Source organism: Ensifer sp. ENS02, assembly GCF_014851885.1.
Lineage (GTDB): Bacteria > Pseudomonadota > Alphaproteobacteria > Rhizobiales > Rhizobiaceae > Ensifer > Ensifer adhaerens.
Genome location: NZ_JACVAO010000012.1, coordinates 88,990 through 113,441, shown reverse-complemented (window position 1 = coordinate 113,441; position 24,452 = coordinate 88,990). Strand labels below are relative to the sequence as shown.

At 64.9% G+C, this 24,452-nt stretch carries 21 protein-coding genes; 8 read left to right on the top strand and 13 right to left on the bottom strand.

Features of this window, described 5'->3' with window-relative positions; genetic code table 11:
• Window positions 1-17: 17 nt before the first annotated feature.
• Together IB262_RS24780 and IB262_RS24775 are read right to left on the bottom strand one after the other, a co-directional pair.
• Window positions 18-830, bottom strand: a complete 813-nt coding sequence (locus tag IB262_RS24780) for an anti-sigma factor (RefSeq protein ID WP_192493938.1) — start codon at window positions 828-830, stop codon at window positions 18-20.
• On the bottom strand, window positions 827-1,369 hold the full coding sequence (locus IB262_RS24775; RefSeq protein WP_034805673.1) for an RNA polymerase sigma factor: 543 nt from the start codon (window positions 1,367-1,369) through the stop codon (window positions 827-829). The genes IB262_RS24780 and IB262_RS24775 overlap by 4 nt, the downstream gene beginning before the upstream one ends.
• A 157-nt stretch (window positions 1,370-1,526) precedes the next feature.
• Here IB262_RS24775 and IB262_RS24770 point away from each other — a divergent pair, with 157 nt between their 5' ends.
• Window positions 1,527-2,909 carry a S8 family serine peptidase gene (locus IB262_RS24770; protein WP_246802709.1) on the top strand — a complete coding sequence of 461 codons (1,383 nt, stop codon included), beginning with the start codon at window positions 1,527-1,529 and terminating at the stop codon, window positions 2,907-2,909.
• 24 nt (window positions 2,910-2,933) lie between these two features.
• Here IB262_RS24770 and IB262_RS24765 read toward each other — a convergent pair whose 3' ends face one another.
• The 3 genes from IB262_RS24765 to IB262_RS24755 form a co-directional block, all read right to left on the bottom strand.
• Complete coding sequence (locus tag IB262_RS24765; protein ID WP_034805671.1) at window positions 2,934-3,641, bottom strand: class I SAM-dependent methyltransferase; 708 nt, start codon at window positions 3,639-3,641, stop codon at window positions 2,934-2,936.
• A gap of 137 nt (window positions 3,642-3,778) precedes the next feature.
• On the bottom strand, window positions 3,779-4,951 hold the full coding sequence (locus IB262_RS24760) for a glycerate kinase (RefSeq protein WP_034805670.1): 1,173 nt from the start codon (window positions 4,949-4,951) through the stop codon (window positions 3,779-3,781).
• Between the two features lie 172 nt (window positions 4,952-5,123).
• Window positions 5,124-6,602, bottom strand: a complete 1,479-nt coding sequence (locus tag IB262_RS24755) for an SLC13 family permease (protein ID WP_246802708.1) — start codon at window positions 6,600-6,602, stop codon at window positions 5,124-5,126.
• 228 nt (window positions 6,603-6,830) lie between these two features.
• Between IB262_RS24755 and IB262_RS24750 the strand changes: the two genes are divergently transcribed.
• Entirely contained in the window at window positions 6,831-7,280 is a 450-nt protein-coding gene (locus IB262_RS24750) for a pyridoxamine 5'-phosphate oxidase family protein (protein ID WP_034805669.1), read from the top strand.
• 46 nt (window positions 7,281-7,326) lie between these two features.
• On the opposite strand, the gene IB262_RS24745 is transcribed toward IB262_RS24750, so the two are convergent.
• From IB262_RS24745 to IB262_RS24715, 7 genes are all read right to left on the bottom strand, one after another.
• On the bottom strand, window positions 7,327-8,163 hold the full coding sequence (locus IB262_RS24745) for a universal stress protein (RefSeq protein ID WP_034805667.1): 837 nt from the start codon (window positions 8,161-8,163) through the stop codon (window positions 7,327-7,329).
• Between the two features lie 249 nt (window positions 8,164-8,412).
• The gene (locus IB262_RS24740; protein WP_034805665.1) at window positions 8,413-9,657 is read right to left on the bottom strand and encodes a Gfo/Idh/MocA family oxidoreductase; all 1,245 of its coding nucleotides are present in this window, start codon (window positions 9,655-9,657) and stop codon (window positions 8,413-8,415) included.
• An 81-nt stretch (window positions 9,658-9,738) separates the two neighbouring features.
• Window positions 9,739-10,758 (bottom strand): LacI family DNA-binding transcriptional regulator, encoded by a 1,020-nt coding sequence (locus IB262_RS24735; protein ID WP_034805663.1) that lies wholly within the window; start codon window positions 10,756-10,758, stop codon window positions 9,739-9,741.
• Window positions 10,755-11,711 carry an ABC transporter permease gene (locus IB262_RS24730; protein WP_034805661.1) on the bottom strand — a complete coding sequence of 319 codons (957 nt, stop codon included), beginning with the start codon at window positions 11,709-11,711 and terminating at the stop codon, window positions 10,755-10,757. The genes IB262_RS24735 and IB262_RS24730 overlap by 4 nt, the downstream gene beginning before the upstream one ends.
• Window positions 11,708-12,700 carry an ABC transporter permease gene (locus tag IB262_RS24725; RefSeq protein ID WP_034805955.1) on the bottom strand — a complete coding sequence of 331 codons (993 nt, stop codon included), beginning with the start codon at window positions 12,698-12,700 and terminating at the stop codon, window positions 11,708-11,710. The genes IB262_RS24730 and IB262_RS24725 overlap by 4 nt, the downstream gene beginning before the upstream one ends.
• On the bottom strand, window positions 12,700-14,205 hold the full coding sequence (locus tag IB262_RS24720) for a sugar ABC transporter ATP-binding protein (RefSeq protein ID WP_034805659.1): 1,506 nt from the start codon (window positions 14,203-14,205) through the stop codon (window positions 12,700-12,702). The genes IB262_RS24725 and IB262_RS24720 overlap by 1 nt, the downstream gene beginning before the upstream one ends.
• Window positions 14,206-14,369: 164 nt before the next feature.
• On the bottom strand, window positions 14,370-15,395 hold the full coding sequence (locus IB262_RS24715) for an ABC transporter substrate-binding protein (RefSeq protein WP_034805952.1): 1,026 nt from the start codon (window positions 15,393-15,395) through the stop codon (window positions 14,370-14,372).
• A 447-nt stretch (window positions 15,396-15,842) separates the two neighbouring features.
• Between IB262_RS24715 and IB262_RS24710 the strand changes: the two genes are divergently transcribed.
• The 6 genes from IB262_RS24710 (at window position 15,843) to IB262_RS24685 (ending at window position 22,017) form a co-directional block, all read left to right on the top strand.
• On the top strand, window positions 15,843-16,661 hold the full coding sequence (locus tag IB262_RS24710) for a DUF3100 domain-containing protein (RefSeq protein ID WP_034805657.1): 819 nt from the start codon (window positions 15,843-15,845) through the stop codon (window positions 16,659-16,661).
• 15 nt (window positions 16,662-16,676) lie between these two features.
• The gene (locus tag IB262_RS24705; protein ID WP_034805654.1) at window positions 16,677-17,189 is read left to right on the top strand and encodes a hypothetical protein; all 513 of its coding nucleotides are present in this window, start codon (window positions 16,677-16,679) and stop codon (window positions 17,187-17,189) included.
• Window positions 17,190-17,294: 105 nt separating this feature from the next.
• Complete coding sequence (locus IB262_RS24700; RefSeq protein ID WP_034805651.1) at window positions 17,295-18,452, top strand: M20 aminoacylase family protein; 1,158 nt, start codon at window positions 17,295-17,297, stop codon at window positions 18,450-18,452.
• Window positions 18,453-18,476: 24 nt separating this feature from the next.
• Complete coding sequence (locus IB262_RS24695) at window positions 18,477-19,394, top strand: LysR family transcriptional regulator (RefSeq protein ID WP_234798789.1); 918 nt, start codon at window positions 18,477-18,479, stop codon at window positions 19,392-19,394.
• Window positions 19,395-19,572: 178 nt separating this feature from the next.
• On the top strand, window positions 19,573-20,457 hold the full coding sequence (locus IB262_RS24690; RefSeq protein ID WP_034805645.1) for an NAD(P)-dependent oxidoreductase: 885 nt from the start codon (window positions 19,573-19,575) through the stop codon (window positions 20,455-20,457).
• Window positions 20,458-20,490: 33 nt separating this feature from the next.
• Window positions 20,491-22,017 (top strand): aldehyde dehydrogenase family protein, encoded by a 1,527-nt coding sequence (locus tag IB262_RS24685; RefSeq protein ID WP_246802713.1) that lies wholly within the window; start codon window positions 20,491-20,493, stop codon window positions 22,015-22,017.
• A gap of 78 nt (window positions 22,018-22,095) precedes the next feature.
• On the opposite strand, the gene IB262_RS24680 is transcribed toward IB262_RS24685, so the two are convergent.
• Complete coding sequence (locus IB262_RS24680; protein ID WP_060601829.1) at window positions 22,096-24,303, bottom strand: TonB-dependent siderophore receptor; 2,208 nt, start codon at window positions 24,301-24,303, stop codon at window positions 22,096-22,098.
• Window positions 24,304-24,452: the final 149 nt, after the last annotated feature.

Below are 24,452 nucleotides of genomic sequence, written 5' to 3'. Positions count from 1 at the left end.
ACGTTGGAATTCACGGTCTATTTCCTGCCGGAGAGCGCCTTCTTCTCGGCGTCCGCATCGAGCGGCTGCCCGGCGCCGATCGAGGTCAGGAAGGCATCGACGGTCTCAAGTGACGAGGCCGGCGCGTAGCCGTCTCCGCCTTCCGGCTTGGCGACGGCGAGCCGCGTCTGCCAGGTCGACGCCTTGCGGCAGGCGACCGACACCAGACCGGGCTCACCGGGCTGGGCGAGTTCGTATTCGCGGCAGAACTGCCCCGAACCGAGCTCGAATGCCGATACCAGCCGGACCGTCCCCTGCCCTTCACCAACGGCGACTTCGTCTCCCGAAGCCGCCTTGTCGAGGATGGCGGAGAGCGCCGGGCCGACAGTGCTGGCCACCTGCATCGCGCCCGGCACCCCGCCTGGATCCGCCAGCCCACCGCCGCGAAGCAGGTAGCCGCCAGCGCCGCCGACGACCACCAGCAGCGACGCTGCCATCGCCATCAGAAACCGCGAGGGGCTACCGTTCGGCGACGCCGGCTGATCCGCAGGGCGCCGGAAGGCCACGACATTATCGCCGGCTGCAGCCGGTGCGTCCGCCGCGCGCGCTGCGTCGCCTGCGGCCGCCGCCATGGCCCGCACCTTAGCGACCAGTTCGTCCGGCACCGGCTCGTCGAGCACCGGCTTCAGCGCCTCGCTTGCGGCGGCGCGCGTTTCCATGAACATCGCCACGCGCGCCATCAATTCGTCGTCCGTTTCCAGCGCCGCCTCGACACGGCGCATTGTCGCCTCGTCGAGTTCGCCGTCGGCGAACGCCATCAAGATCTCATCGCTGAATTCCGTGTCGCTCATCTTGTCCCGCCTCTCATGTCCTGTGAACGCGCGACCGGCGGTTCTATTCCCGTTGCCTCCGCAAGATTTTTACGCGCCCGGGCGAGCCTGCTCATGACGGTTCCGATCGGAATGCCGAGAACCTCGGCTGCCTCCTTGTAGGAAAGCTCCTCGACGCAGGTGAGGATCAGTACCTCGCGCTGTTCGAGCACCAGGCCGTCGATCGCAGCCGCCACGCTCTTCAGCGCCATGCGCGCCTCGCTCCCGGCCTCGCCCGAAGGAACGGCGAGTTCGGCCTGCGCCTCGATCTCCTCCGTCGGGCCGGCGGTCTTCTGCCGGCGCAGCTGGTCGATCCAGAGGTTGCGCAGGATGCGGAACATCCAGGCGTCAAAGCGCGTGCCTTCCTCGAAGCGGTCCGAACCGGCTAGCGCCTTTTCGCAGGCCGCCTGCACCAGATCGTCGGCCACGTCGCGCGACCGGCAAAGCGAAATGGCAAAGCGGCGCAGGTTCGGCAGAAACGCGACCAGGCGCTCGCCGAAGACGATGGTCGGATCCGTCATCGGGCGTTCCTTTTGGCGCTACCCTTCGTCACCGGTGGAATAATTTGTCCATTCATCCGTTGAGCGTTATGGGAACTACACCCGAAAGTCACCACTTATGGTCCGTCCGTTCACGGTAAGCTTTCGTTTTCGGATGCCGCTACACAAGGAGAAAACCTTGAAAAAACGCCTGTTTCGACTGACCGTCCTGTCGTTGTGCGGCCTGGCAACCGGTGCTGGGGATCTCTCCTTTGGCGGTAGTAACGATGGCAATTCAACCGTTCGCTTTGCCTCAATCAGTCAGGCCCAGGCGGACGACGACGATGACGATGGTGGCGGTGGCGGTTCGTCCCGCGGCTCAGGCGATCGCGACTCAAGCAACACCTGGCGGGGAGGCGGCAATCTGCTCGATCTCTTCCGCGGGACGTCGGAGCGCCGCGTCGTGCGCCAGCGTCCGGCAGCGCGCCGGGCAACCCATGTTCCCGGTGAAATCATCGCGCTCGGTCTCAACGATGCCGCCATCCAGCGCCTTGCGGAAAGCGGCTTCACAGTGCGTGCACGAGAGCCGCTCGCGCTTTCGACGACAGAGATCGTCAAGCTCGGCGCCCCCCGCGGCATGACGCTCGAGGATGCCCGCCGGCAGGTCGCGGATGCGACGCCCGGAGCAATCGCCGATCTCAACCACTATTTCGAGCCGAACGAAGGCACCGCCTCACCGGCTCCCTGTGCCGACGGCGGTTGCGCGCTCGTTCGCACCGCCATCGGCTGGCCCGACGCCGGCGCCGCGTGCCCGGCTGCCGGTCCGATCGGGCTGATCGACACGGCGATCAACCCCGCCCATCCCTCACTGAAAGACGTCAGGCTCGACATCGTCAGGCTGGCGGAGGAAGAGGCACCGGAATCCGGCCGCCAGCACGGAACCGCGGTCGCAGCTCTCATTGCCGGGCGGAAGGACAGTCGCGCGCCGGGCCTGCTCGGCAATGCCCACCTGATCGCCGTCGACGCCTTCCAGCGTAAGGGCGGCGAGAGCGATATCGCCGAGACCTACGATCTGGTACGCGCCATCGATCTCCTGGCCTCGCGCAAGGTCGCGGTCATCAACATGAGCCTCTCCGGGCCACACAATCTGCTGCTCGAAAAGACCGTCGCGCTCGTAGCCGAGCGAAACATCATCCAGGTGGCGGCGGCAGGCAATGACGGCCCGCGGGCTAAACCCGTCTATCCCGCCGCCTATCCGGCGATGATCGCGGTCACCGCGGTCGACCGCAACTTCAAGCCCTATCGCCGCGCCGGGCGCGGCGACCATATCGATGTCGCAGCACTCGGCACGAGTGTCTGGACGGCAGCCTCGATCGAGGGGGCAGCGCCCAAGACCGGCACATCCTTTGCCGCCCCCTTCGTCACGGCTGCCTCCGCCATTCTCAGGGCCTCGCATCCGTCGCTGTCGGCCCAGGAAGTTGCAAAACTCGTCACGGAGACGGCGCAGGACCTCGGCGCGCCGGGCAAGGATCCCGTGTTCGGCTGGGGCGTTCTCAATGCCCGCGAGCTCTGCCGCTCGTAGCAGCGTCGAGCGGGCAGCACTGAACTACGGCTTTTGCCAATCCATGACCAGGAACGAGGGGACCCTTCTAAAGAGGTCCCTTTGTTCCGGTTCGCCGCCACGCGGCAATGGTTCGTCGAAATAGCGCAACTGCAGGCCCGCTCCCAGCAACAGCGACATGTAGGTGCTGAGCGGCCGGTGCCAGTTCATGACCCGAAGATCGCCCCAGCCGATCCAATCGGACCGTTCATCCATGTAGTGGTCGATCATGAAACTGCGCTTGCCATCGCCGCCATCGCGCCAGCCGGTCGGGTTGCTGGCGCTGTAAAAGCTGGTCAGGTTCGCGATCAGCAGATGACCGCCCGGGCGGAGAACCCGGTTCATCTCGCCAACCGCCGCATCCAGATCGGCGATGTCGATGAGGCTGAGATAGGCAACGACCAGATCGAAAGTCTTCTCCGCGAAAGGCAGTCCTTCGGCCTGTGCGATGCGATAGTCACCATCGGGATGCAGACGCCTCGCCTGACTAACGAGCGACCCGGCGGGATCGATGCCGACGGTGCTCAGCCCCTCCGCCGTAAGCAGCCGGCAGAACCGCCCCTCGCCGCACCCGACATCGAGGACAGCCCTTGCCCCGCTTTGCCGCGCCCTTTCGAGCATGGGCGCATCGAGGACGAAGCGCCGCGCAAAATCCCCCTCGGCGCCCAGCCCGGAAATCCAGGCAGCCGCCGACTCCTCCCATCCATTTGACATTTTGCGTTTGGTCCTCGTGATCCGTCCTGCGTTTACGAAGACTGCGAGGACAACCTTGGCGATTGCATGACGTAGCCGCCGCGCGGCTCCGGCGGGAGACGGCAGCGCCGCCGTCCCGCCAGAGTGTGGCCGTTTTGTCAGGCAGCCAGTCCGCGTTCGTTGAGCAGCATTCCGACGCGCACCATGCGCACGGCATCTTCAGCCGCACGAACGAGCAGTTTCGGCGCGGCGTTGATGGCATCGTCGAGGGTGCAGGGCGCCTTCAGGATCGAGGCGAAAGCGTCGATGCCGTGCTCGAAATTGAGGGTCACGCCCTTGCCAATCGTACCGGCGAGAGCGATCACGGGGCGGCCCGCCTCCTTCGCCCTGTGCCCGACCTCGGCCGGCACCTTGCCGAACGGCGTCTGCCCGTCGAGGCTGCCTTCGGCGGTGATCACCAGATCGGCCCTGGCGATCATGCTGTCGAGATCGAGATAGCGCATCACGATGTCGTAGCGCGGATGCAGCGCGCCGCCGAGCAGCCCCATGACCGCCGCCCCGAGACCACCGGACGCGCCCGCTCCCGCTACGTCGCCGACCGCGATACCGGTTGCCGTCTCGATGGCTGCGGCATAGGTCTCCATCGCAGCCGCGAGCAGTTCCACCTGCTCCGGCGTTGCGCCCTTCTGCGGCCCGAAGACACGGGCAACGCCGCGTGCGCCGAGCAGCACATTGTGCCAGTTGACGGCCGCGTCGATGCGAACCTCGGCGAGGCGCGGATCGCGGCCCGAAATGTCGATGCGCGCCAGCGACGCCAGTGCCGCACCGCCGGGCGCAAGCGGTTTGCCCTTCCGGTCGAGCAGCTTCACGCCCAAGGCTGCGGCCATGCCGGCGCCGCCATCGTTGATGCCGCTGTCGCCGCAGCCAAGCAGGATACGGCGGGCGCCGGCGTCGAGGGCCGCCCGGATCAGCTCACCGACGCCGTAGCTGGTGGTGAGGCAGGGGTTGCGCCGATCGCGCGGGACCAGTCGCAAACCGGCGGCCGCGGCCATTTCGATGACGGCCGTGCGTTCGGACTGCCCGCCGAGGAAACCGAAATGCGAGGCGACGGGTTCGCCGAGCGGGCCGGTCACGGTCAGTTCGTGCAGGCTGCCGCCGGTGATAGCGACGAGCGCCTTGGTGAAGCCTTCACCGCCGTCGACCATGGGCACCTTGAGGACCTCGGCGCTCGGGCAGGCGCGCAGCACGCCCTTCTCGATGCAGTTGGCAGCTTCTTCCGCCGACAGGCTTTCCTTGAAACCGGACGGTGCAACCAGAATGGTAAGTGACATGTGACAATCTCCTTGCACTTTTGGGACAATGCGGATGCAGGGGAGAAACGGCAGCTCGCCACGTTTATTCCGGCCGAAATGCAGAATTCTTTCTTCTACGAAAAGAAAAAGAAAAGAGCCGAAGCGACAGACGCTTCGGCTCTTAAAATGACATTATATCAGATGCTTATCGTCATGTTTCCAACCCGACTGCAGGCCAGATCACAAGCGCGAACAGGGCAAGCAACGCGATGAACGGGAGCGCCAGCATCAAGGCCAAGCGCAGGAGATCGGAAGGGCTGAAAGCGGGTGGTTCCATACCTCCGAACAGCGCTACGGGCTTCGCCGAAACCATCAGCGTCTGGCAAAAGCCACTACCTATGGCTGTGACCATGATGAGGCTGGCGGGGCTGACCCCGAAGCCCGCCAGTGGCAGCGCAACGGCCGGAATGAGCACTGTCGCGCGAGCCGTTCGCGAGGCAAGGACGATATGGGCAAAGGTCGCGACCGCAATGGCGAGAAGCACGACCAGCCACGCCGGCGGCTTGCCGATCTGGCCGAAGGCACCGATCAGGCGATCGGCAAGTTCCGTCGCCGTGCCGGTCGACAGCAGCGCTTCGCCGATGACGAGCGTGCCGGCAAGAAACAGAAGCAGGTTCCACTCGACACCCTTCAGCGCCTTGCGAAACGGCATGCCGGAGATCTTTTCCGACGCAAGGACAAGAGCGCCGACGAGTGCCACCACCGGCAGCGCGATGCCGTGCAGGTCCGAGGTCGCGAGTGCTGCGACGATCGCAGCGGTCACGGCAAGGATTGCCTTGTCGCGCGCCGAAAACGGAGGTTTCTCCGTAGGCGCGGCCGGCAGGTCGAAGCGCGAGTTCCGGTCGGCATCGTCGAGGAAGAAGCGCAGGATCAGGCCGCAGGCAAGGAGGCTCGTCAGCAGCGCGAAGGGCGCGGCAAGCAAGGCCCAGCCGAGAAAACCCGGCGCCTCACCGCCGCTGCGGCGAATGAAATCGACGGCAACGAGATGGGCGCCAGCGCCGGTCAGCGAGGCGGCCGCCGAAAGCAGGATCACCGACGGGAACAGGAGGGCCAGCGCGCGGGTGACGCCAGGGCGGCCGATGGTCGAGGCAAGCCCCAGGAAGACCGGCATGAAGATCGCCGCCCGCGCCGAGGTCGAGGGGATGACGAAGGCAGTCACGAAGATCGTCAGCGTCACCACCCAGAACAGCCGGCTGACGTCGCGGAAACGGGCAAGCAGCCGGAAGGCGAGCCGCTCAACGAGACCAGATGCCTGCAGCACCGCCGCGATCACCGATGCCGTCATCATCAGCCAGACGATGTCGTTGCCAAGCGCGGCATAAACCGCCTCTTCGCCGACGGCGCCGGTCACGGCCAAAGCCGCCGCCCCGGCAAGCGCCACCGGCGTTTCCGGCAGGTCGAAGATCGTCCAGCAGATCAGCGTCGTCGCAAACACCATCAGCGAAAGGCGCATCGGCAGCACCAGGCCGTCGGCCGCGAGAAAGATCAGGACGGCGGCAAAGGCGACGAGCATTGCGCCGACGAGCAGGCGCACCTGACTCACCGGCATATGGCCGTCAATGCGTTCGGCTACCGCCGCGTTCAGGGTGACGAGGTCTTTTTCCGAAGCGATCACCGGGCTGATGGTCATAGCTACGCTCCCTTTTTGCTGGCCCAGGCTCGCGCGGCAACCGCGCCGCACGAAAGCCACCGGGCTGATTTCGTGGGAGGGCAAACGGGGTGTCGGGCGGTTTATTCCGCTCGTGCCCGACAATTTTCGGCGCTGGAGGCCCGAAAGCCCGAATTGAGCGAGATCAATGCCTGTTCTCCTGACAGGCAGAGACTGGTGCCAGATGACCTCTTTCAAAAGGAGAGTTTCATGTTGATCAGGGAAATGTCGCGGCAGGAATGCATCGACCTCGTCGCCGAGAACCACATCGCCCGCCTCGGGTGCGTCCGGGATGGCCAGCCCTATGTCGTGCCCATCCAATATGCTTTTGCCGCCAACAGGCTCTACGGCTTTTCGATGCCCGGGCAGAAGATCGACTGGATGCGGGCCACTCCCCGCGTCTGCATTCAAATGGACACGGCAACGGACCGGAAGGACTGGCGAAGCGTCGTCATCTACGGCCGCTATCAGGAACTGCCGGATACGAAACAATGGCATCGCGAGCGCATGAACGCCTGGTCGCTTCTCGAACAGCGCGTGAACTGGTGGGAACCGGGCGGTCTGAAGCCCGGCGATCAGGCAATTACCGGCGCCTCGCCGCATCTCTTCTTCGAAATCGAGATCGATGAGGTGACCGGGCGGGCAGCCACTGTGGGTTGATGACCGTCGGCGCGCAGTCAGATGGCTGCGCGCTCGGCCGTGCCTGTCAATGGGCCATCAGCACGGGTACCACTGCGTTTTCGAGCATCGAGCGGGTGACGCCGCCGAAGACGCGTTCACGCATTCTGGAGTGGCCATAGGCGCCCATGACGATCAGATCGGCGGCCACGTCGGAAGCGAAGCGATTGATCACGTCATCGACCCGATGCCCGCCGCTCGGCAGCCGCTCGACGGAAACCGAAACGCCATGCCGGGCAAGGTAGCCGGCGATATCGGCACCGGGTTCCTCGCCGTTCTTGCCGTAGGCGGAACGCGGGTCGACCATCGTCACGTGGACGATCTTGGCGCCCTTCAGCAGGTCGAGCGCTTCGCGTACCGCACGGGCCGCTTCCAGCCGGGAGTTCCAGGCAAGCACCACCGTCCTCGGATCAAGCCGCGCGGGCTTGCCCTTGGGCAGGACGAGGACCGGTCGCGCGGAGTTGAACAGCGTCCCGTCGATGGTGCGCGACCGTAGCTCCGGGTCCAGCATCAGGCCGTCGCCCACGAGCGTCAGGTCGGCATAGCGTGCGCGCTCGCCGATCTCGTCATCGGCCCAGGCAGCCTCGGTGTATTTCGTTTCGACGCTGAACGAGATGCCTTCCCGGGTGAGAACGTCGGTTGCGCTTGCCACGCAGGATTCGAGCTTGTCGACCTCGCGCTGACGTTCGTTCAGCCAGTCAATCGAGATGGCGGCGGCAAAATCGCCGATCGGCGGAGAAGCGGCGAGCTTGACGATCAACAGGGAGAGGTGAGCGTTTGCCGAAGCGCAGACCTGTGCCGCGGCACGCAGATCGTCTGCGGAATGATCGACGCCGACCACGGCGAGAATTGTCTTGTATGTCATCGCGTTTCCTCCTCGCGACCGGACTTAAGAACTGAGTCAGCCTAGGCAAATGCGCACCCGGCGACATTGATCCCCGTCAACCGGGATCATGGAGGAAAGCGTATAATTATGGGGGGCTCTACGCGCAGGCGTCTACGCCGACCGCCCTCGTTGCGGGCGGGCCGGCGAAGACGGTCATTGCCTCCGCCGCCCAATTGCTCCGCAAACTCGGCCTCACGGCCTCGACCGCGCGGGCCTGAACTTCAGTCGTCAGGCACCCCGGCGCGCGACGACCGGCACGTAATGTTCGAGCTCCGGCGCCGGGAAGTTGAGCGTCGCGTTGATTTCTGCCGACCGGTAAAGCCCCATCAGCATCTCGACGACAGCAAGGCCGTCCTCGAAGGTTTCGAGCGGCTTTTCGCCCTTGCGGAAGCACTCGACCATGTGGCGGTTTTCGTCGGTATAGCCGTAGACGCCGGCCTCGTCCTCGAGCACCGGCATCAGGCCCTGCTCGGCATTCTGCTTTTCGACGAGATCCTCGCCCTCCGAGCCCTTGACCTCGCGCGACATGAAGATCTTCAGGCCGGTAGAGAGCGAATTGTATTCGAGCGCATATTCCGGTCCGAGCAATTCGAGCTGGATGCGCAAGCCGGCGCCGACATAGGCCCAGGAGGTGGTCGCCTCGATCATCAGCTCGTTGCCGTCCTGGTCTTCGAGCGTCACCGTGGCGCGGGCAAAATCCTCGGACGGCCGGTTGCGATAATCGACCTCGTTGCCGAAGCGATTGCGCAGTTGTTCGGCATAGTGGGGACGCGTCCATTTGAGGTTGGCGACGGTGCCGTTTACCGCCTTGATCTTCAGCGAATTGCGCGGCGCACCGGGCGCCGTCAGCAGGTAGCGCGCGACCTCGACGCTGTGGCACATCATGTCCGAAAGCACGCCGCCGCCCTGCTTGTCGCCCTGCCAGAACCAGGGTTCGTGCGGGCCGGAATGTTCCTCGGCCGCGCGCGCCAGATAGGGGCGCCCGGTGGTCGTCGCCGCGCGCCGCCAGATGATTTCCTTGCCACGCAGCACCGGCGTGCAGAAAACCTGGTTTTCCAGATAACCGTGGTTGAGGCCGGCATCCTCGGCCAGCGACAGCATCTCGCGGGCTTCGGCAACCGTGCGGGCAAGCGGCTTTTCGCAGGCAACGGCGAAGACCTTGCTGCGGCCGTCTTTGACGGCCTTGTGCAGCGAACGCATGACGTCGATGCGGGTGTAGTTGGGCGAAAGGATCCAGACCGCGTCGACGTCATCGGCGGTCAGCAGCGCTTCCAGGCTTTCATGCGTGCGGCAGCTGCCGAGACCAAGCGCCTCGACCTCATTTGCAAATTTCTCGCGGTTCTCGGCCTTGCGGCTGAAGACGCCGGTGACCTCGACATTACGCACGCCGATCATCGATTTCAGATGGAAATGGGCGATGAAGCCCGATCCGACGAAACCCACGCGCAGCGTCTGCTTCGGTAGCTGTGTCATTCTCTTCTCCCATTGATCGATTTTGGTAACGGCGGGGTGCGGGCGGAAAACCGCACGCGGCTTTCCTCGTCCCACCTCCGGCTATTTACGTGGCGGCGCGGTGCTGCCACGGATGTTGAGCGTGGTCGGCAGGACGATGGCCGGCTCTGCGGCGACGTCACCATCCGAGAGGACGTTGAGAAGCTGCGACATCGCCGTGCGACCGATGTCGGCGCGCGGCTGGCTGACGGTCGTCAGCGGCGGATAGAAGGCCTTGCTGAGATAGAGATCGTCGAAGCCGACGACCGAGACGTCGCCGGGCACCTCGCGGCCAAGCCGCCGTAGCGCATGGATTGCGCCGTAGGCCATCTCGTCGTTGGCGGCGAAAATCGCGGTCGGCGGCTCCGGCAGGGCGAAAAGGTCCGAGGCGCAGGCCTCGCCGCTTTCGAGCAGGTAGTCGCCGCGCACCTCGTACCCCTCGGGGACCGCAAGGCCGGCCGCTTTCATGGCGGCCCGGTAGCCGTCGCGGCGGTGGAGCGCCATGACCTCCGGCAGGGGACCAGCGATATGGGCGATGCGGCGATGGCCGAGCGCGATCAGATGGTCGACCGCAGCCTCAGCGGCGGCGACGTTGTCGATTTGCACATGCGGGAAGCCGGACCCCTCGATCATTTCGAGCGCGATAACGACAGGCAGATGCGAGAGATCGGCGCTTTCGCCCGGCTCAGGCGGCGGCAGCTTGCCGGTCATCAGGATCATGCCGTCGGCATGGCCGTCGCGCAGCATGTTGAAATACTCGACCTCGCGGTCCGGGTCGTTCTCGGTGTTGCCCATGAGGACGGCGTAACCGGCCTCGCGCGCCGTCGCCTCCACGCCCTTCAGGATCTCGAGGTAGAAGGGGTTGCCGACGTCGCGCACGACAAGCAGTACCGACATCGACCGGCGCGTTCGCAAGTTGCGGGCGCTGACATTCGGGCGGTAGTTGAGCTCGCGCGCCAGCGCGTTGATGCGCTGGCGTGTCTCGTCCGTCACCAGCGACGAGCCGCTCAGTGCCCGCGAAACGGTCGCAACCGAGACACCGGCGCGTTCTGCGATATCCTTGATCTTCGGCCGCTCGCTCATGCGCGCATCGCCCTCCCGCGGCCGTAGAACAGCATGAGCAGCAGCAGCGTCGCGCCGAACACCATCTGACGGCCGGACTCGTCGATGTTCACCGTCGTCAGGATGCCCTGGAGGATGACAAGCAGCAGCGCGCCGGCCATGGTCCCGGTGTAACCGCCCTTGCCACCGGCAAGCGACGTGCCGCCAAAGACGACCGCGATGATCGACGACAGCATGTATTGCTCGCCGACATTGGCGAAAGACGATCCGGAATAACCGAGCAGGCAGAGCCCGGCGATCGCGGCGAACATGCCCGAGATCATGAAGAGACCGATGCGCATGAGCCGAACCGGCACGCCGGCCATATAGGCCGCGTGCTCGTTGGAGCCGATCGCGTAGATCCGATGACCGAAGACGGTGCGGTTCAGCATGAAAGCCATGAACAGGCCGATCACGATCCAGAGCCAGATGATGCCGGGAATGCCGAGCGCCAGCGGCTGGGTCACGAAGGCGGAGAGGCCGGGCGCGGCGCGACCCGAGGGAATGCCCTGGCGGATGACCACCAGCAGGCCCTGCAGCACGCCCAGCATGCCGAGTGTCATCACCAGCGGCGGGATGCGCAGAAGCGTGACGCCGAGGCCGTTCAAAAGGCCGAAGAAGGCGCCGGCCGCCAGGCAGGCGAGCACCGCCGGCAGGATGCCGCCATCGGCACCGTTCATGACATTGCCGGCGATGATCGCCGAGAGCGACACGACGCCGCCGACGGAGAGGTCGATGCCCTCGCGGCCGCCGAGAATGACGACGTTCTGGCCGGCGGCGACGATGCCGAGCAGCGAGGCGACGATCAAGAGCCGGAGGATCTGATCGGCCGAGGCAAACCCCGGCGACAGGCTTTGGCCAAGATAGAGCAGCGCGACGATGAGGATGAGCGCCACGACCAGCGGCTGTTTGAAGAACGACGTAACCGAGCTCATGCGCGTGCCCTCCGACCGGCGAGCACGCCGGCCATCAAGACGATCAGAATGGCGAGGCCCTGGACGAAGTTCTGCCATTCCGACGGCGTGCCCATGAAGAAGACCAGGGAATTGACGAGGCCGATCGTCAGGGCGCCGAGCAGAGAGCCGACCACCGTCGTCCAGCCGCCGGCAAGCGCACTGCCGCCAAGCACGACGGCGGCGACGCTGTAGAGCGTCATCTTGCCGCCGACCAGCGGATCGCCGCTCGCTGTATCACCCGTGAGGCAGAAAGCGGCAAGCGCCGAGAACAGCCCGCACAGAAGGTAGCCCTTGATGCGGACGGCGACGACCGGAAGCCCGGTCTGATAGGCGGCCTGCTGGTCGTCACCGACGGCCAGCAGTTCGGTGACGATGCGCGTGCGCGACAGGAAGTAAAGCAGGACAGCCAGCGCCGCGAGCACGTAGAAGACGAAGGGCAGGCCCAAGAGGCGGCCGCCATAGGTGCGCCAGAACAGTGCCGGCGCCGGCGTACCGGCAACGGGCATGACATAGAGCGCCAGCCCGGTGAAGAAGATGCTGGTCGCAAAGGTGGCGACGATCGCCTGCAGCCGAAGTGCTGCGACGACCAGTCCGTTGACCAGCCCGCAGGCAAGTCCGATGAGGACGCCGAGCGCAAGTGCGAGCAGCACGGCACCGGCGCCGCCGCCCCAGCGCTCCATCAGGACGACGATCGCGACATTGACCAGCGACAGCGTCGCGCCGGCGGAAAGATCGATATCGCCGGCGGAGACGACATAGGTCTGCGCGATCGCCAGCATGATCAGCGCCATATAGGTGCTGAGCAGACCCGTCAGCGAGCGGTAGCTCAGGCTGTTGGGCGAAAAGAGGCCGTTCAGCGCCAGCAGCACGATGAGGATGACCAGTGCCGGCAGGAAGGGGTAGCGCTCGAGCCAGGAGCGCAGCCCACCGCTCCTTGGAGAGGAAATGTCTGTCGCGGTCGATGTCATCATGCGGCCTCGTATGCAGCCTGGTAGAGATTGTAGCGGGTGCGATCGTCACCGATCAGCTCGCGTGTCACCGAGCCGCCGTTGAAGACGAGGATACGGTTGGCGTTGCCGAGCAGCTCGGCGTCCTCGGACGAATAGAGCAGGATGCCGAGGCCTTCGGCCGCAAGCTGGCGAATGAGCGCAAAGAGATCGGCCTTGGCCTGGAGGTCGATGCCCTTGGTTGGGTCGTCGAGCAGCAGCACGTCGGGCCGATCGATCAGCCATCGGGCGATGATCACTTTCTGCTGGTTGCCGCCGGAAAGCGAATTGATCGGATGGAAGAGGCTCGCAAACTTGGTGTGCATCGCTTCGAGCGCCGGCATCGCCTTGTTTTTGAGGCTCGAGGGCCGCGCGAGCATCAGCCGGTCGCGAAGATAATGGATCGGCGTGACGTTCTCTATGATCGGACGGCCGCTGATGACGCCGTCGCGACCGCGGTCGCCGGAGACATAGGCGCAGCCACGGCGAATGGCGTCGCGCGGGCTTTTGGCATCATAGCGTTCGCCGCCGATCGTCACCTCGCCGGATGAAACGGTGCTTGCGCCGAAGATGGCCCGCAGCAGCGCCGATTGCCCCTGCCCGTGCAGCCCGCCGAGCCCGAGGATCTCGCCCTTTGCCACCTCGAAGCTGACATCGCGAAAGCCCTTGCCCGAGAGGCTACGTACGGAGATCGCCGTCTGCGCGCCAGTTTCCACCACCGCTGGTGCCGATGACCTTGCAGCCGGCATGTCGCTGGCGCCGCCGACCATCAGCCGGATGACCGTTGCCGGGTCGGTCTCGGAGAGTTTCAACGTCTCGATGGTCTCGCCGTCGCGGATGATCGTCACGCGATCGCCGATCGCGGTGATTTCGTCCATGCGGTGCGAGATGAAGATGATGCCGCGACCCTGGCCTTTGAGATCGCGCAGGATCTCGAAGAAGCGATCGACCTGGGCGCGGTCAAGTGCGGAGGTCGGCTCGTCGAAGATCAGGATCGGCGCTTCGCTGGCGAGCGCCTTCATGATCTCCACCAGTTGCCGCTGGTCCGCCCGAAGGTTGCCGACCAGGGCCTCCGCGTGAAAACCTTCGCCGGAGACCTCCGAGAACAAGGCGATGTAGCGCGCCGCGCGCGCCTTCATTGCCGCCCGGTCGATGAAGAGGCCGGCCTTCACCGGCAGGGCGGAAAGGCAGATGTTTTCCTCGACCGACCGGTGGCTGGCGAGGCTGAGTTCCTGGTAGAAAATGCCGATGCCGGCGGCGCGTGCGGCTTGCGGCCCGGAGATCGTCACGCGCTTGTCGTTGATCAGGATCTGGCCGCCATCCGGCCGCACGCTGCCGGCGATGATCTTGCACAGCGTGCTCTTGCCGGAGCCGTTGGAGCCCATCAGCACATGCACTTCGCCGGCAGCGATCTCAAGGTCGCCGCGGCGTAGCGCCAGCGTTGCGCCGTAAGCCTTGCTCACGCCGTTCAGTCTCAGTTTCGACATCGGCTGTCGTCCATTTGGTTGCTTGCCGCATCTTCAGGGATGCTCGCGCTCGGCACCGGCTCCACTGCAGCAATCTTTCACGCCCGATCGGCCTTGGTCGGTGGCCATCGGCGGCATCGGTCGCCGGGCGGCTCAAGACAAGAGTCGCCCGGCGAAACCCGAACTTACTTGAACAACGCCGTGGCGTCGTCGATCGAAAGCGCGTTGGTGTAGGAGTAATAGCCCGGCTTGCCGTCGAGTTGCTTGGCGGCGTCGCCAAGGTTCTTGCTGTCGATGAACGGGATCGGCAGATACATGGCGTTCTTGTACTGGCCAGCCGTTGCCGGCTCCTTCAGTTCCTTGCCCTGCAGCATCAGCACCGCAACGTTGAGCGCGCTTGCCATGACGCCCGGCGGGTTGACGGTCGCGCCGGAATTCAGCTTGTCCTTGACCCAGAGGTCGATGAAGTCCTTGCGGATTTCGCCGGTTGCGGCGATCTGGCTGGTCTTGCCCGCATCCATGATCGACTTCCAGGCGCCGGCCGCCATGCCGTCCTGAACAACGACGCCGTTGATATCAGGATAGGTTGCAAGGATGTTCTGCATCGCCTGCTGGCCCTGGGCCTGATCCCAATTGGCGTTGACCTCGTTGACCACCTGCAGGTCCGGATAATCCTTGAAGACACTCTTGTAGCCGGCGACGCGCATTTCATTGGCCGGATGGCCGGCGACGCCGTTGATGGCGACCACCTTGCCCTTGCCGCCGAGCGTGTCAGCCAGCCACTTGGCGCCGGCAGCGCCCCAGGCCGTCTGGTCGATGCCGACATAGGTCGCATCCGGCGAGGAAACCTCGGCGTCCGTCGCGATCACCAGGATGCCGGCTTCCTTCGCCTGGGCGAAGATCGGATCGAAGGCCGTCGGGCTGTTGGGGTTGATGATGATGGCGTTAACGCCTTCGGCGATGAAGTTGCGCACATGCGCGATCTGCCCGGGTACGTCGACATTGGCACTCTGGACGGAGACTTCGACGTCGACGCCCTTCTCCTTCCACTTCGCCGCGGCCTCCTTGGCCTCGTCGATCATCTGCGTGCGCCATTCGCTGCCGACCCAGCCGTTGGACAGGCCGATCTTGAAGGTCTCGGCATTGGCGAAAGAAGCGGAAATGGCAATGGTTGCGACAGCGCCTAGCGCTGCGGCGATAAATTTCTTCATCAGATCCTCCCAAATCTTGCGAAAACCATGAAGCCAGAAAATGTAATCGATTTCAATGGGCATTTTCGGGAATTTTGTGCGGTTTCGTTTTCCGCCGCCGGGAGGATCAAGGAGATAACGGAAAGCGTCGGGCGCGGGCAGAATAGACTTCGGAAAGTGTCTCACCGAGAGAAGCCAATAGTGCTTGGTTCCCCCTCCCCGCTGTGCGACAGCAAGGGCAGAGGCGGTGACGATTCGTTGCGCCAACTGGAATGAACTGCAGGAATGACGCCATGACATGAAGGCGCTGCGGGATTGATCCCAATGGCCGCCCGAACAGCGGCCCGCCCGTTGCTCAAATCGCAACACTTCGTTGCTTGCCGGCCGGCTAGCCGCAATTTGCCCTCACCGCCTACTCTGAACGCTGGGCAAAGAACAACAACTGGCTCCCAACCAGAGGAGAACATCATGACCGGGAAAACCGGAGCCGCCTCGGGCGCGCTCTATCTGCATATCTTTGTGCTGGCGATCGTCATCGCCTCCGAGCTGATCGGCATTCAGCGTCTGCCGATCGGTATCGGCACCGTCATCTTCCTGCCGATCCTTTACGCCTTCGCGCTTGGCATCGCCTTCAATCCGGCCATTTTCAAGGCGACCGGCAAGTTCCTGTCGCGCGATGCGGTCAAGCTTTCCGGCGCGATGATCACCGTTGCCATCATGCCGTTCATCGCCAAGTTCGGAACGACGGTCGGCCCGCAGATTTCGCAGATCATCGAGGCCGGCCCGGCGCTGGTTCTGCAGGAACTCGGCAATCTCGGAACGATCATCGTCGCCTTCCCGGTCGCAGTGTTCCTTCTCAAGATGGGCCGTGAAGCCGTCGGCGCCACCTATTCGATCGACCGCGAGCCGAACATCGCGCTGATCGCCGACAAATATGGCCTCAACTCGCCGGAAGGTGCCGGCGCCATGGGCGTTTATGCGACCGGCACGCTGATCGGCACCTTCGTCTTCGCCATCATGCCGCCGATCGTTCACGGCCTCGGCATCTTCGACGTGCGTGCGCTCGCCATGTCCTGCGGCGTCGGCTCCGGCTCGATGCTGGCGGCCTGCACCGGCGGTCTCGTCGCGGCGGTGCCGGACCAGAAGGACATCATTCTCGCGCTCGCCGCCGCCAGCAACATCCTGACCTATGCCACCGGCCTCTATGTCGGCATGTTCGTGGCGCTGCCGTTGACGGAGTGGCTCTACAACAAGGCGCGCCCATCCGAGCGTCGCACCGCAGCCTGATCGGGAGAGAGAACCATGACCAACCAGAACACCTCCGCCAACTACGCCGACGATCTCCCGCTGAACCCCGAGGACGAACGCAAGCTCGATGTGATCGGCCATGCCGGCCTGCTGATCATCGCCTGTGCGATCGGCCTTGTCGCCAACTGGGTCGGCACCGGAACGTCGCCGCTCACCGCATTGCCGGGCATGGCGACGCTATATGCCGCCTGTATCGTCGGCCTGGCGCTCGCCCGCTTCGTGCCCTTCTACCTGCCAAGCGTCGCCTGGGTTTCGCTGATCGCGATCCTCATCACCATCCCGGGCGTTCCGGGTGCAGCCTGGGTCAGCGAACAGGTCGAGCACCTCAACTTCCTCGCATTGGCGACCCCGGCGCTTGCCTATGGCGGCCTTGCCTTGACGGCGAACGAGTTCGCGATCGCCCGCCGCTCGGGCTGGAAGATCGTCATCGTCGCGATCTGCGTGATGGTCGGCACCTATATGGGCTCGGTCGTCGTCGCCGATCTCTTCCTGCGTCTCGGCCAGTAACGCGGCACGCAATTCCAGGAAGCGGTTTTCCGTCCGGAATTGTGTAAGAGAAACAGGTCGGCCGCTCTGCGGCCGGCCATCCCCTCAAACGACAGGACGCACGCCATGACACGCCACGACATCAGCCCCGAGCGCATCGAGGAAACGATCCGCTGGCGTCATCACCTGCATGCCCATCCCGAGCTTGCCTTCGAGGAACGCCAGACCGCGGCCTTCATCGCCGGCCGGCTTGCCGAATGGGGCATTGCCGTGAAGGACGGTTATGGCGGCACCGGGCTTGTCGGCACGCTCAGGCGTGGCACATCGAACCGATCGATCGCCATTCGCGCCGACATGGACGCGCTGCCGATCATCGAGACGAGCGGCGCTGCCTACGCCTCGAAGACGACGGGCAAGATGCACGCCTGCGGCCACGACGGCCACGTCGCCATGCTGCTGGCCGCCGCCCGGCAGGCGAGCGAGATGGACTTCGACGGCACCGTGCATTTCATCTTCCAGCCGGCCGAAGAGGCCGAGGGCGGTGCCCGCGTCATGGTCGCCGATGGCCTCTTCCGTGATTTCCCGGCCGATGCCGTCTATGCGCTGCACAACTGGCCGGCGCTCGACGTCGGCTCGGTGGTGGCCCGCGACGACGCGATGATGGCCGCCTTCGGGGTCTTCGAAATCACCATCACCGGTCGCGGCGCCCATGGGGCGATGCCGCATGAGGGTGCTGACCCGCTCGTCGCTAGCGCCCAGATCGTCACGGCCTTGCAGACGATTGCCAGCCGTAACGTCTCGCCACTCGAAGCGGCCGTCGTCTCCGTCACACAGATCCACGGCGGCGACGCCTGGAACGTGATCCCGGAAAAAGCCGTGATCCGCGGCACCACGCGCTGGTTCGACAAGGCGGTCGGTGACACGCTCGAAAACCGGATGCGCACGCTCGTTTCGGCCCTTGCCGAAGGGCTCGGCTGCACGGCCGAGCTCGATTATCAGCGCCGCTATCCGGCGACGATCAACGATCCCGCAGCCGCCGCGCTCGCACGCTCGGTCGCCGCGGCAGACCCGGCCTTGACGGTCATCGACGCGCCACCAAGCATGGCGGCCGAGGACTTCGCCTTCATGCTCGACGAACGTCCCGGCTGCTATCTCTGGCTCGGCGCAAGACGCGAGGGCGTTAACCCCGGCCTGCACTCGCCGCACTACGATTTCAACGACGCGATCATCGGCCAGGGCGTAAACCTCTGGACACGCCTGATCGCGACCTCGCTTGGTCGTTGACCCCAAGGGGATTCCGTCGCATCCATGACCACCATGGACGTACTCGACGCGAAAGCGCTCAGGATCTTTATGGCGGTTGCGCGCATCGGTTCGATCCGGGGCGCTGCGGAGCATATGGGGCTGGCGCCATCGGTCGTCAGCCGCCAGATCGCCGACACTGAACGCGACATCGGCCTGTCCCTCTTCGAGCGCACCGCCCGCGGCACGGTCCTGACCGACGCCGGTGAACTGGTGCTCGAACACGGCAAACGCGTGCTCGAGGACAACGGGCTGCTTGCCGAGCAGCTCGACCAGATCCGCGGCGTGCAGCAGACCCGCATCCGCATTCGCTGCGGCGAAGGTTTCATGGCCGACCTGGTGGAGCACGGGCTCTCGTCGTTCTCAAAGGCACACTCCTATGTGCGCTACATCGTCGAACTCGGCAGCACCGAAGACGTCGTCGACGCCATCGCCAACAGCGACGCCGACATCGGCATCGCCTACAATCCCCTGACCGAACCGCGCATCCGGGCGCTGGCGATTGCGCGCCAGCCGCTCTGCGTCATCGTGCCGGCGGGCCATCCCCTGTCCGAGCGCAGCGACCTGAAACTTGCCGATTGCCTCGCCTTCCCGTGCGCGCTGCTCGGCAAGGGCAATGGCGTGACACAACTGGTGGCGCGGGTGGCGGCCGATGCGGGGCTGGCGCTGGCGCCGTTGCTCGAAACCCATTCGATCGAGGTGCTCCGCCGCTTCGTTGCAGCAAGCCTTGGCGTCACCTTCCTGCCGCGCACGTCCGTAACCGTGGAAATCGCGCGCGGGTCCATGCAGGCGATCGACCTCTCCGATCCGCTGCTGAGCGAGGCGAGCGCGCATTTGATGGTGCGGGCCCACCGCCGCCTGCCGCTGTCGGTCGAAAAACTCGGCCAGCATCTCGCGCGCGAGATGCAATCCTTCCAGACTTAGAAGACCGTCCTAGCTCGATGAAACCCGCGCGGCGCTAACGCTCGCCTTTCCCATCACCGGCGGTCGAGCAGACGTTGCCACGCCAGCAACGCATTGTACCAGGCGCGCCGTCTACCCGCTCGCCAGCCCGCATGCCACCTTCGCCGGATCATTCTGATCATACGAGGGTAAGCGGATCATGACGGCGGAACGAACGACAGTTGGCGTGGTGGGTTTGGGCGCCATGGGTCTCGGCATGGCGACGACGCTCGCCGGCAAAGGTTTTGCCGTCAAGGGCTTCGACCTCTCCGAGGCCCGGCGCACGCTTGCCGCCGAAGGCGGGGTGACCCCGGTCGAGGCTCTGACTGACGTCTTCTTCGACACCAACTTCATCGTCTTCTCGCTGCCGACCGCCAAGGACGTGGCAGCCGTCGTCGAGGCCAATCTCGAAGCGCTGAAGGCGGCCGGCCGCCGCGTCGTCATCATCGACACCTCGACCTCCGAGCCGGATGTCTCGCGTGATCTCGCCGCAGCCCTTGCCGGCCTCGGCCACGGCTTCATCGACGCGCCGGTCTCCGGCGGTCCGGCAGGTGCCGCAAGCGGCAAGCTGACGATGATGATCGGTGGCAGTGATGCGGACGTCGCCCTTGCCGGCCCGGTGATCGACGCGATGTCGGCCAAGGCCCTGCATGTCGGCCCGAGCGGCGCCGGCAACGTTGCCAAGCTCGTCAACAACCTGCTCGCCGCCGCCCATATGGTGACGACGGGCGAAGGGCTGAAGCTGGCGCTTGCCGCCGGGCTCGATGCGGACGAGGCGCTGAAGGTGCTCAACGCCGCCTCCGGCAAATCGATGATCAGCGAAGTGCATTTCCCGACCTGGGTGATGAACGGCCGCTTCGACAGCGGCTTCACCATGGGCCTGATGCGCAAGGACGTGCGGCTTGCCAGCGAGCTTGCGGCCCGCACCGGCGCCGATCTGCCGCTCTCGGGCGCGGTCGCCAAGCTCTGGGCCGAGAGCCCGCTCGAAAACGCCGAGGACTTCACCCGCATGGGCGCCTTCCGCCCGGTGGCCAACGACAACTGAGACTTGAAGGGAACGACGATGAACGACATGACCATGCCCGCCAAGGCCGAGCGCATCCGGGCGCTGTTCCACGGCATCATTCCCGGCACCGAGATCGGCAGCTATGTCGACGGCACGCTGGTGCCCGGTTCCGGCGACGAGCAGGCGCTCACCGATCCGGCGACCGGCGAAGTCTTCGCCACCTTCAAGGACGCCGGCGCTGATATCGTCGACGCCGCCATGCAGGCGGCAGCGCGCGCCCAGCGCGAATGGATCTCGATGACCGCTTCGGCGCGCGGCCGGGTGATGAACGAGATCGCCCGCAAGATCCGCGAGCGCGCCGGCGAGATTGCCGAGCTCGAAAGCCGCTCGGCCGGCCGGCCGATCCGCGACATCCGTGGCGAGGCTGTCCGGGTCGCCGAGATGTTCGAATATTATGCCGGCTGGTGCGACAAGCTGCACGGCGAGGTCATCCCGGTCCCGACCTCGCATCTGAACTATACCCGCAACGAGCCGGTTGGCGTCGTCGCCCAGATCACCCCTTGGAACGCGCCGCTCTTTACCGGCGGATGGCAGATTGCGCCTGCGATCTGCGCCGGCAACGGCGTCGTCATCAAGCCGTCGGAACTGACGCCGCTCAGCACGCTCGTGCTCGGTGCGCTCTGCGAGGCGGGCGGCGCGCCCCGTGGCCTCGTCAACGTCATCGCCGGCCAGGGCGTAACGGCGGGCCAGGCGATGGTCGCCCATCCGAAAACGGCACTCGTCGTCTTCGTCGGCTCGGCGCTTGCCGGTTCGGCCATTGCGGCAGCGGCTGCGAAGAACGTCGTGCCCTGTATCCTCGAACTCGGCGGCAAGTCCGGCAACATCGTCTTTGCCGATGCCGATATCGACCGCGCCATCGTCGGCGCCCAATCGGCGATCTTCTCTGGCGCCGGCCAGAGCTGCGTTGCCGGCTCACGCCTGCTCGTGCATCGCTCGGTGCACCAGCAGTTCGTCGAGCGTTATGCCGAGGCTGCCGCGCGCATCCCCGTCGGCGATCCCTATCTCGACAGCACGCAGATCGGCCCGATCAACAATGCACGACAATGGGCGAAGATCGAGGAAATGGTGCGCCAGGGCGTTGCCGAAGGTGCAACGCTTGCAACCGGCGGCGCCAAGCCGGCTTCTCTTCAAGCCTCCGGCGGCTTCTATTTCGCGCCGACCATTCTCGACAACGTCAAGCCGGACATGACGATCGCCCGCGAAGAGGTCTTCGGCCCGGTCGTCGGCGTCACCGTCTACGACGACGAGGACGAGGCGGTCACCCTCGCCAACGACAACCCGTACGGCCTGGCAGGCGCCGTTTGGACCCGTGATGTCGGCCGCGCACACCGGGTCGCTTCAAGGGTGCGGGCCGGGACCTTCTGGATCAACGGCTACAAGACGATCAGTGTCATGTCGCCCTTCGGCGGCTTCGGCCGCTCCGGCTATGGCCGCTCCTCCGGCCGTGATGCACTGATGGCCTATACACAGACGAAGAGCGTCTGGGTCGAGACCGCGGAAAACCCGGCCGTCGTCTTCGGTTATTCGCCGGAAGCCTGATCGGCACGCCCCCCCCGGAAACGAGAAACGGCCGGCAAAATGCCGGCCGTTTCTTTTTGTGACTGAAGCTCCTCTGGCTCAGAATTCAAACGCAGTCGACACCATGAAGGTGCGCGGCGCGCCGGCGGCAAGGAAGCCACGGGCGGACGAGGCCCAGTAGTTCTCGTCGAACACGTTCTGGACGGTCGCCCGGATTTCCACCGGCTTAGCGTTTTCACGCTCGAAGGAGTAACGCGCACCGAGATCGACCCGCGTCCAGTCCGAGACCTTCTGCGTGTTCCTCTGGTCGTAGTAGGTGCTGCCGGTATAAACGAGGCGACCGGTGAGCGTCAGGTCCTCGACCCAGGGTGTGTCGTATTCACCATAGAGGCTGATCGCGGTCGTCGGGACGCCGGGCACACGGTTGCCATCGAACCGCTCTCCTGTTCTCGAGTTCTCTGCCTTATCGAGCTTGGCGTCCATGAAGGTGATGCCACCAAGCAAGCGAACGCCGTCAACCGGTTCGCCATAGGCTGAAAGCTCGATGCCACGGTTCACCTGCAGGCCGTCGACGGCGAAGACGCCGCCGGTTGTCAAACCGTTTGGCTGCCTGATCTCGAACAGCGCTGCGCCGAGCATTACTTCGCCGAGGTCGTATTTGAAGCCGATTTCCTTCTGCTTGCTGACAACAGGAGGGAAAATCTGGTCGCTGTTCAGAGCGTTGGACGGCGCTGACGGCCCTTCGGTCAGAGCTTCCACGTAGTTGCCGTAGACAGAGAAGCTGTCGGTGACGTTTACGAGTGCCGCGACGGCAGGGCTGAACCGGCCTTCCTCGTAATAGTAGGTCTGTTGACCGAGCGGCACGGCGCCGGGACGCGTATTGTACCCTCGTACACGCATTTCCTGATAGCGCCCGCCGACCGTCAGCTGGAAACGGTCTTCGGCAAAGGAAAGCGTATCGGAGATCGCGACGCTGGTCGCGAGCAGGTCCGAAAACGCATGCAGGTCGTTCGAGCGCGGAAGCCCGCCCGTATTGACCCAATCGCTCGGCACATAGATCGGATTGTAGATGTTGGTCATGTAGCTTCTGAAGCCGAGCCTGCCCGGATGGAAGTAGCCGCGGTTGTTCTCGTTGAGCGCTCGGCTCACAGAAACGCTGAGCTGGTGACCGACGGGTCCGGTATCGAACTCCGAGCGGAGACCAACCTCACCCGAGACCCCCTGGATCTCCTGCGGATTGTAGCCGAACTCGGCCAGCGCATCGCCATTGGGATTTTGAATGGTGTAGGACGTGCTCAGGAAGTCCTCGCGGTAGCGGCTGATGCCGCCGGCGGCGTAAACAGTGGTGTTCTCCAGCACGTCGAACTCGACGCGGCCAGCGACCATATTGTGTTCACTGTCATGGTATTCGAACGGGTTGGACGTGTTGATCCGGCCGTCCGGCGCTTCCGGGATCTTGATGCCCGGCGCTGCCGCGTTGAACAGCGAGGCCGGCGCATTGATGTTCTGCTTCGAATGATTGAGGTCGAGCGAGGCACGCACCCGATCGCCGCGATAGTCGAGCCCGAGCGACAGCACGCCGATCTCGTTTTCGTTGTGGTCAAGCGCCGTGTCGCCGCCACGATAGGAACCGTTGAAACGGACGCCCCATTCGCCCTCGGGCCCGAAACGGCGACCGACATCGAGGTGCGACCACAATTGCGAGTCCGACATATAGGTGGTCGTCAGTCGCGTCAGCGGCTCGTCGGTGGCGCGCTTGGGCACCAGATTGATAGTCCCACCGACGCGGCCGACGCCGCCGTTGACCAGCGCGCTCGGGCCTTTCAGGACCTCGACGCGCTCGATGCCCTCAAGGGGGCTGCGGCGCGGGTTGGTGATGTAGAAGAGGCCGTCATAGGCCGTATCCAGATTGGTGACCGAGAAGCCGCGAATGAAGAACGAATCACGCTCGCTGAACGCCGGCGCATCCATGCGTACCGAGGGATCGTTGAGGGTGACATCGGCGACCGTTCGCGCCTGCTGATCGCGGATCAGCTTATCCGTGTAGCTGGTGACGCTGAACGGGGTTTCCTTGACAGGACGGTTGCCGAGCGCGCCAAGCCGCGCACCGGTCGCCATCTGACCGCCCGCATAGGGAGCTGACGGCTGGCCGATGGTGCCGGTCTCAGGCGGCTGACCGCCCGCTTGCCCGACGGCCACGATGGGGGCCAGCTGCGTCGCGCCGCCCGAACTGCGTTCAGCCTGGGCCAGGCTTTCGACCCGGCTGGTCTTGCGTGCCTCCTGGGCCGACGCCGCCACGGCGGACATTGCCAGCAGCGACACGCCCGCCAGCACGACTTTGGCTCGCCGACGCGAAACCGAATTGAACCTGCCCCTTGCCATTCTCTTACCCCTGTAACTTCGATTAAGGTGAATTCCGTATCCGCCACTGTCGCCGGCCGAACCCAGCCGCTCAG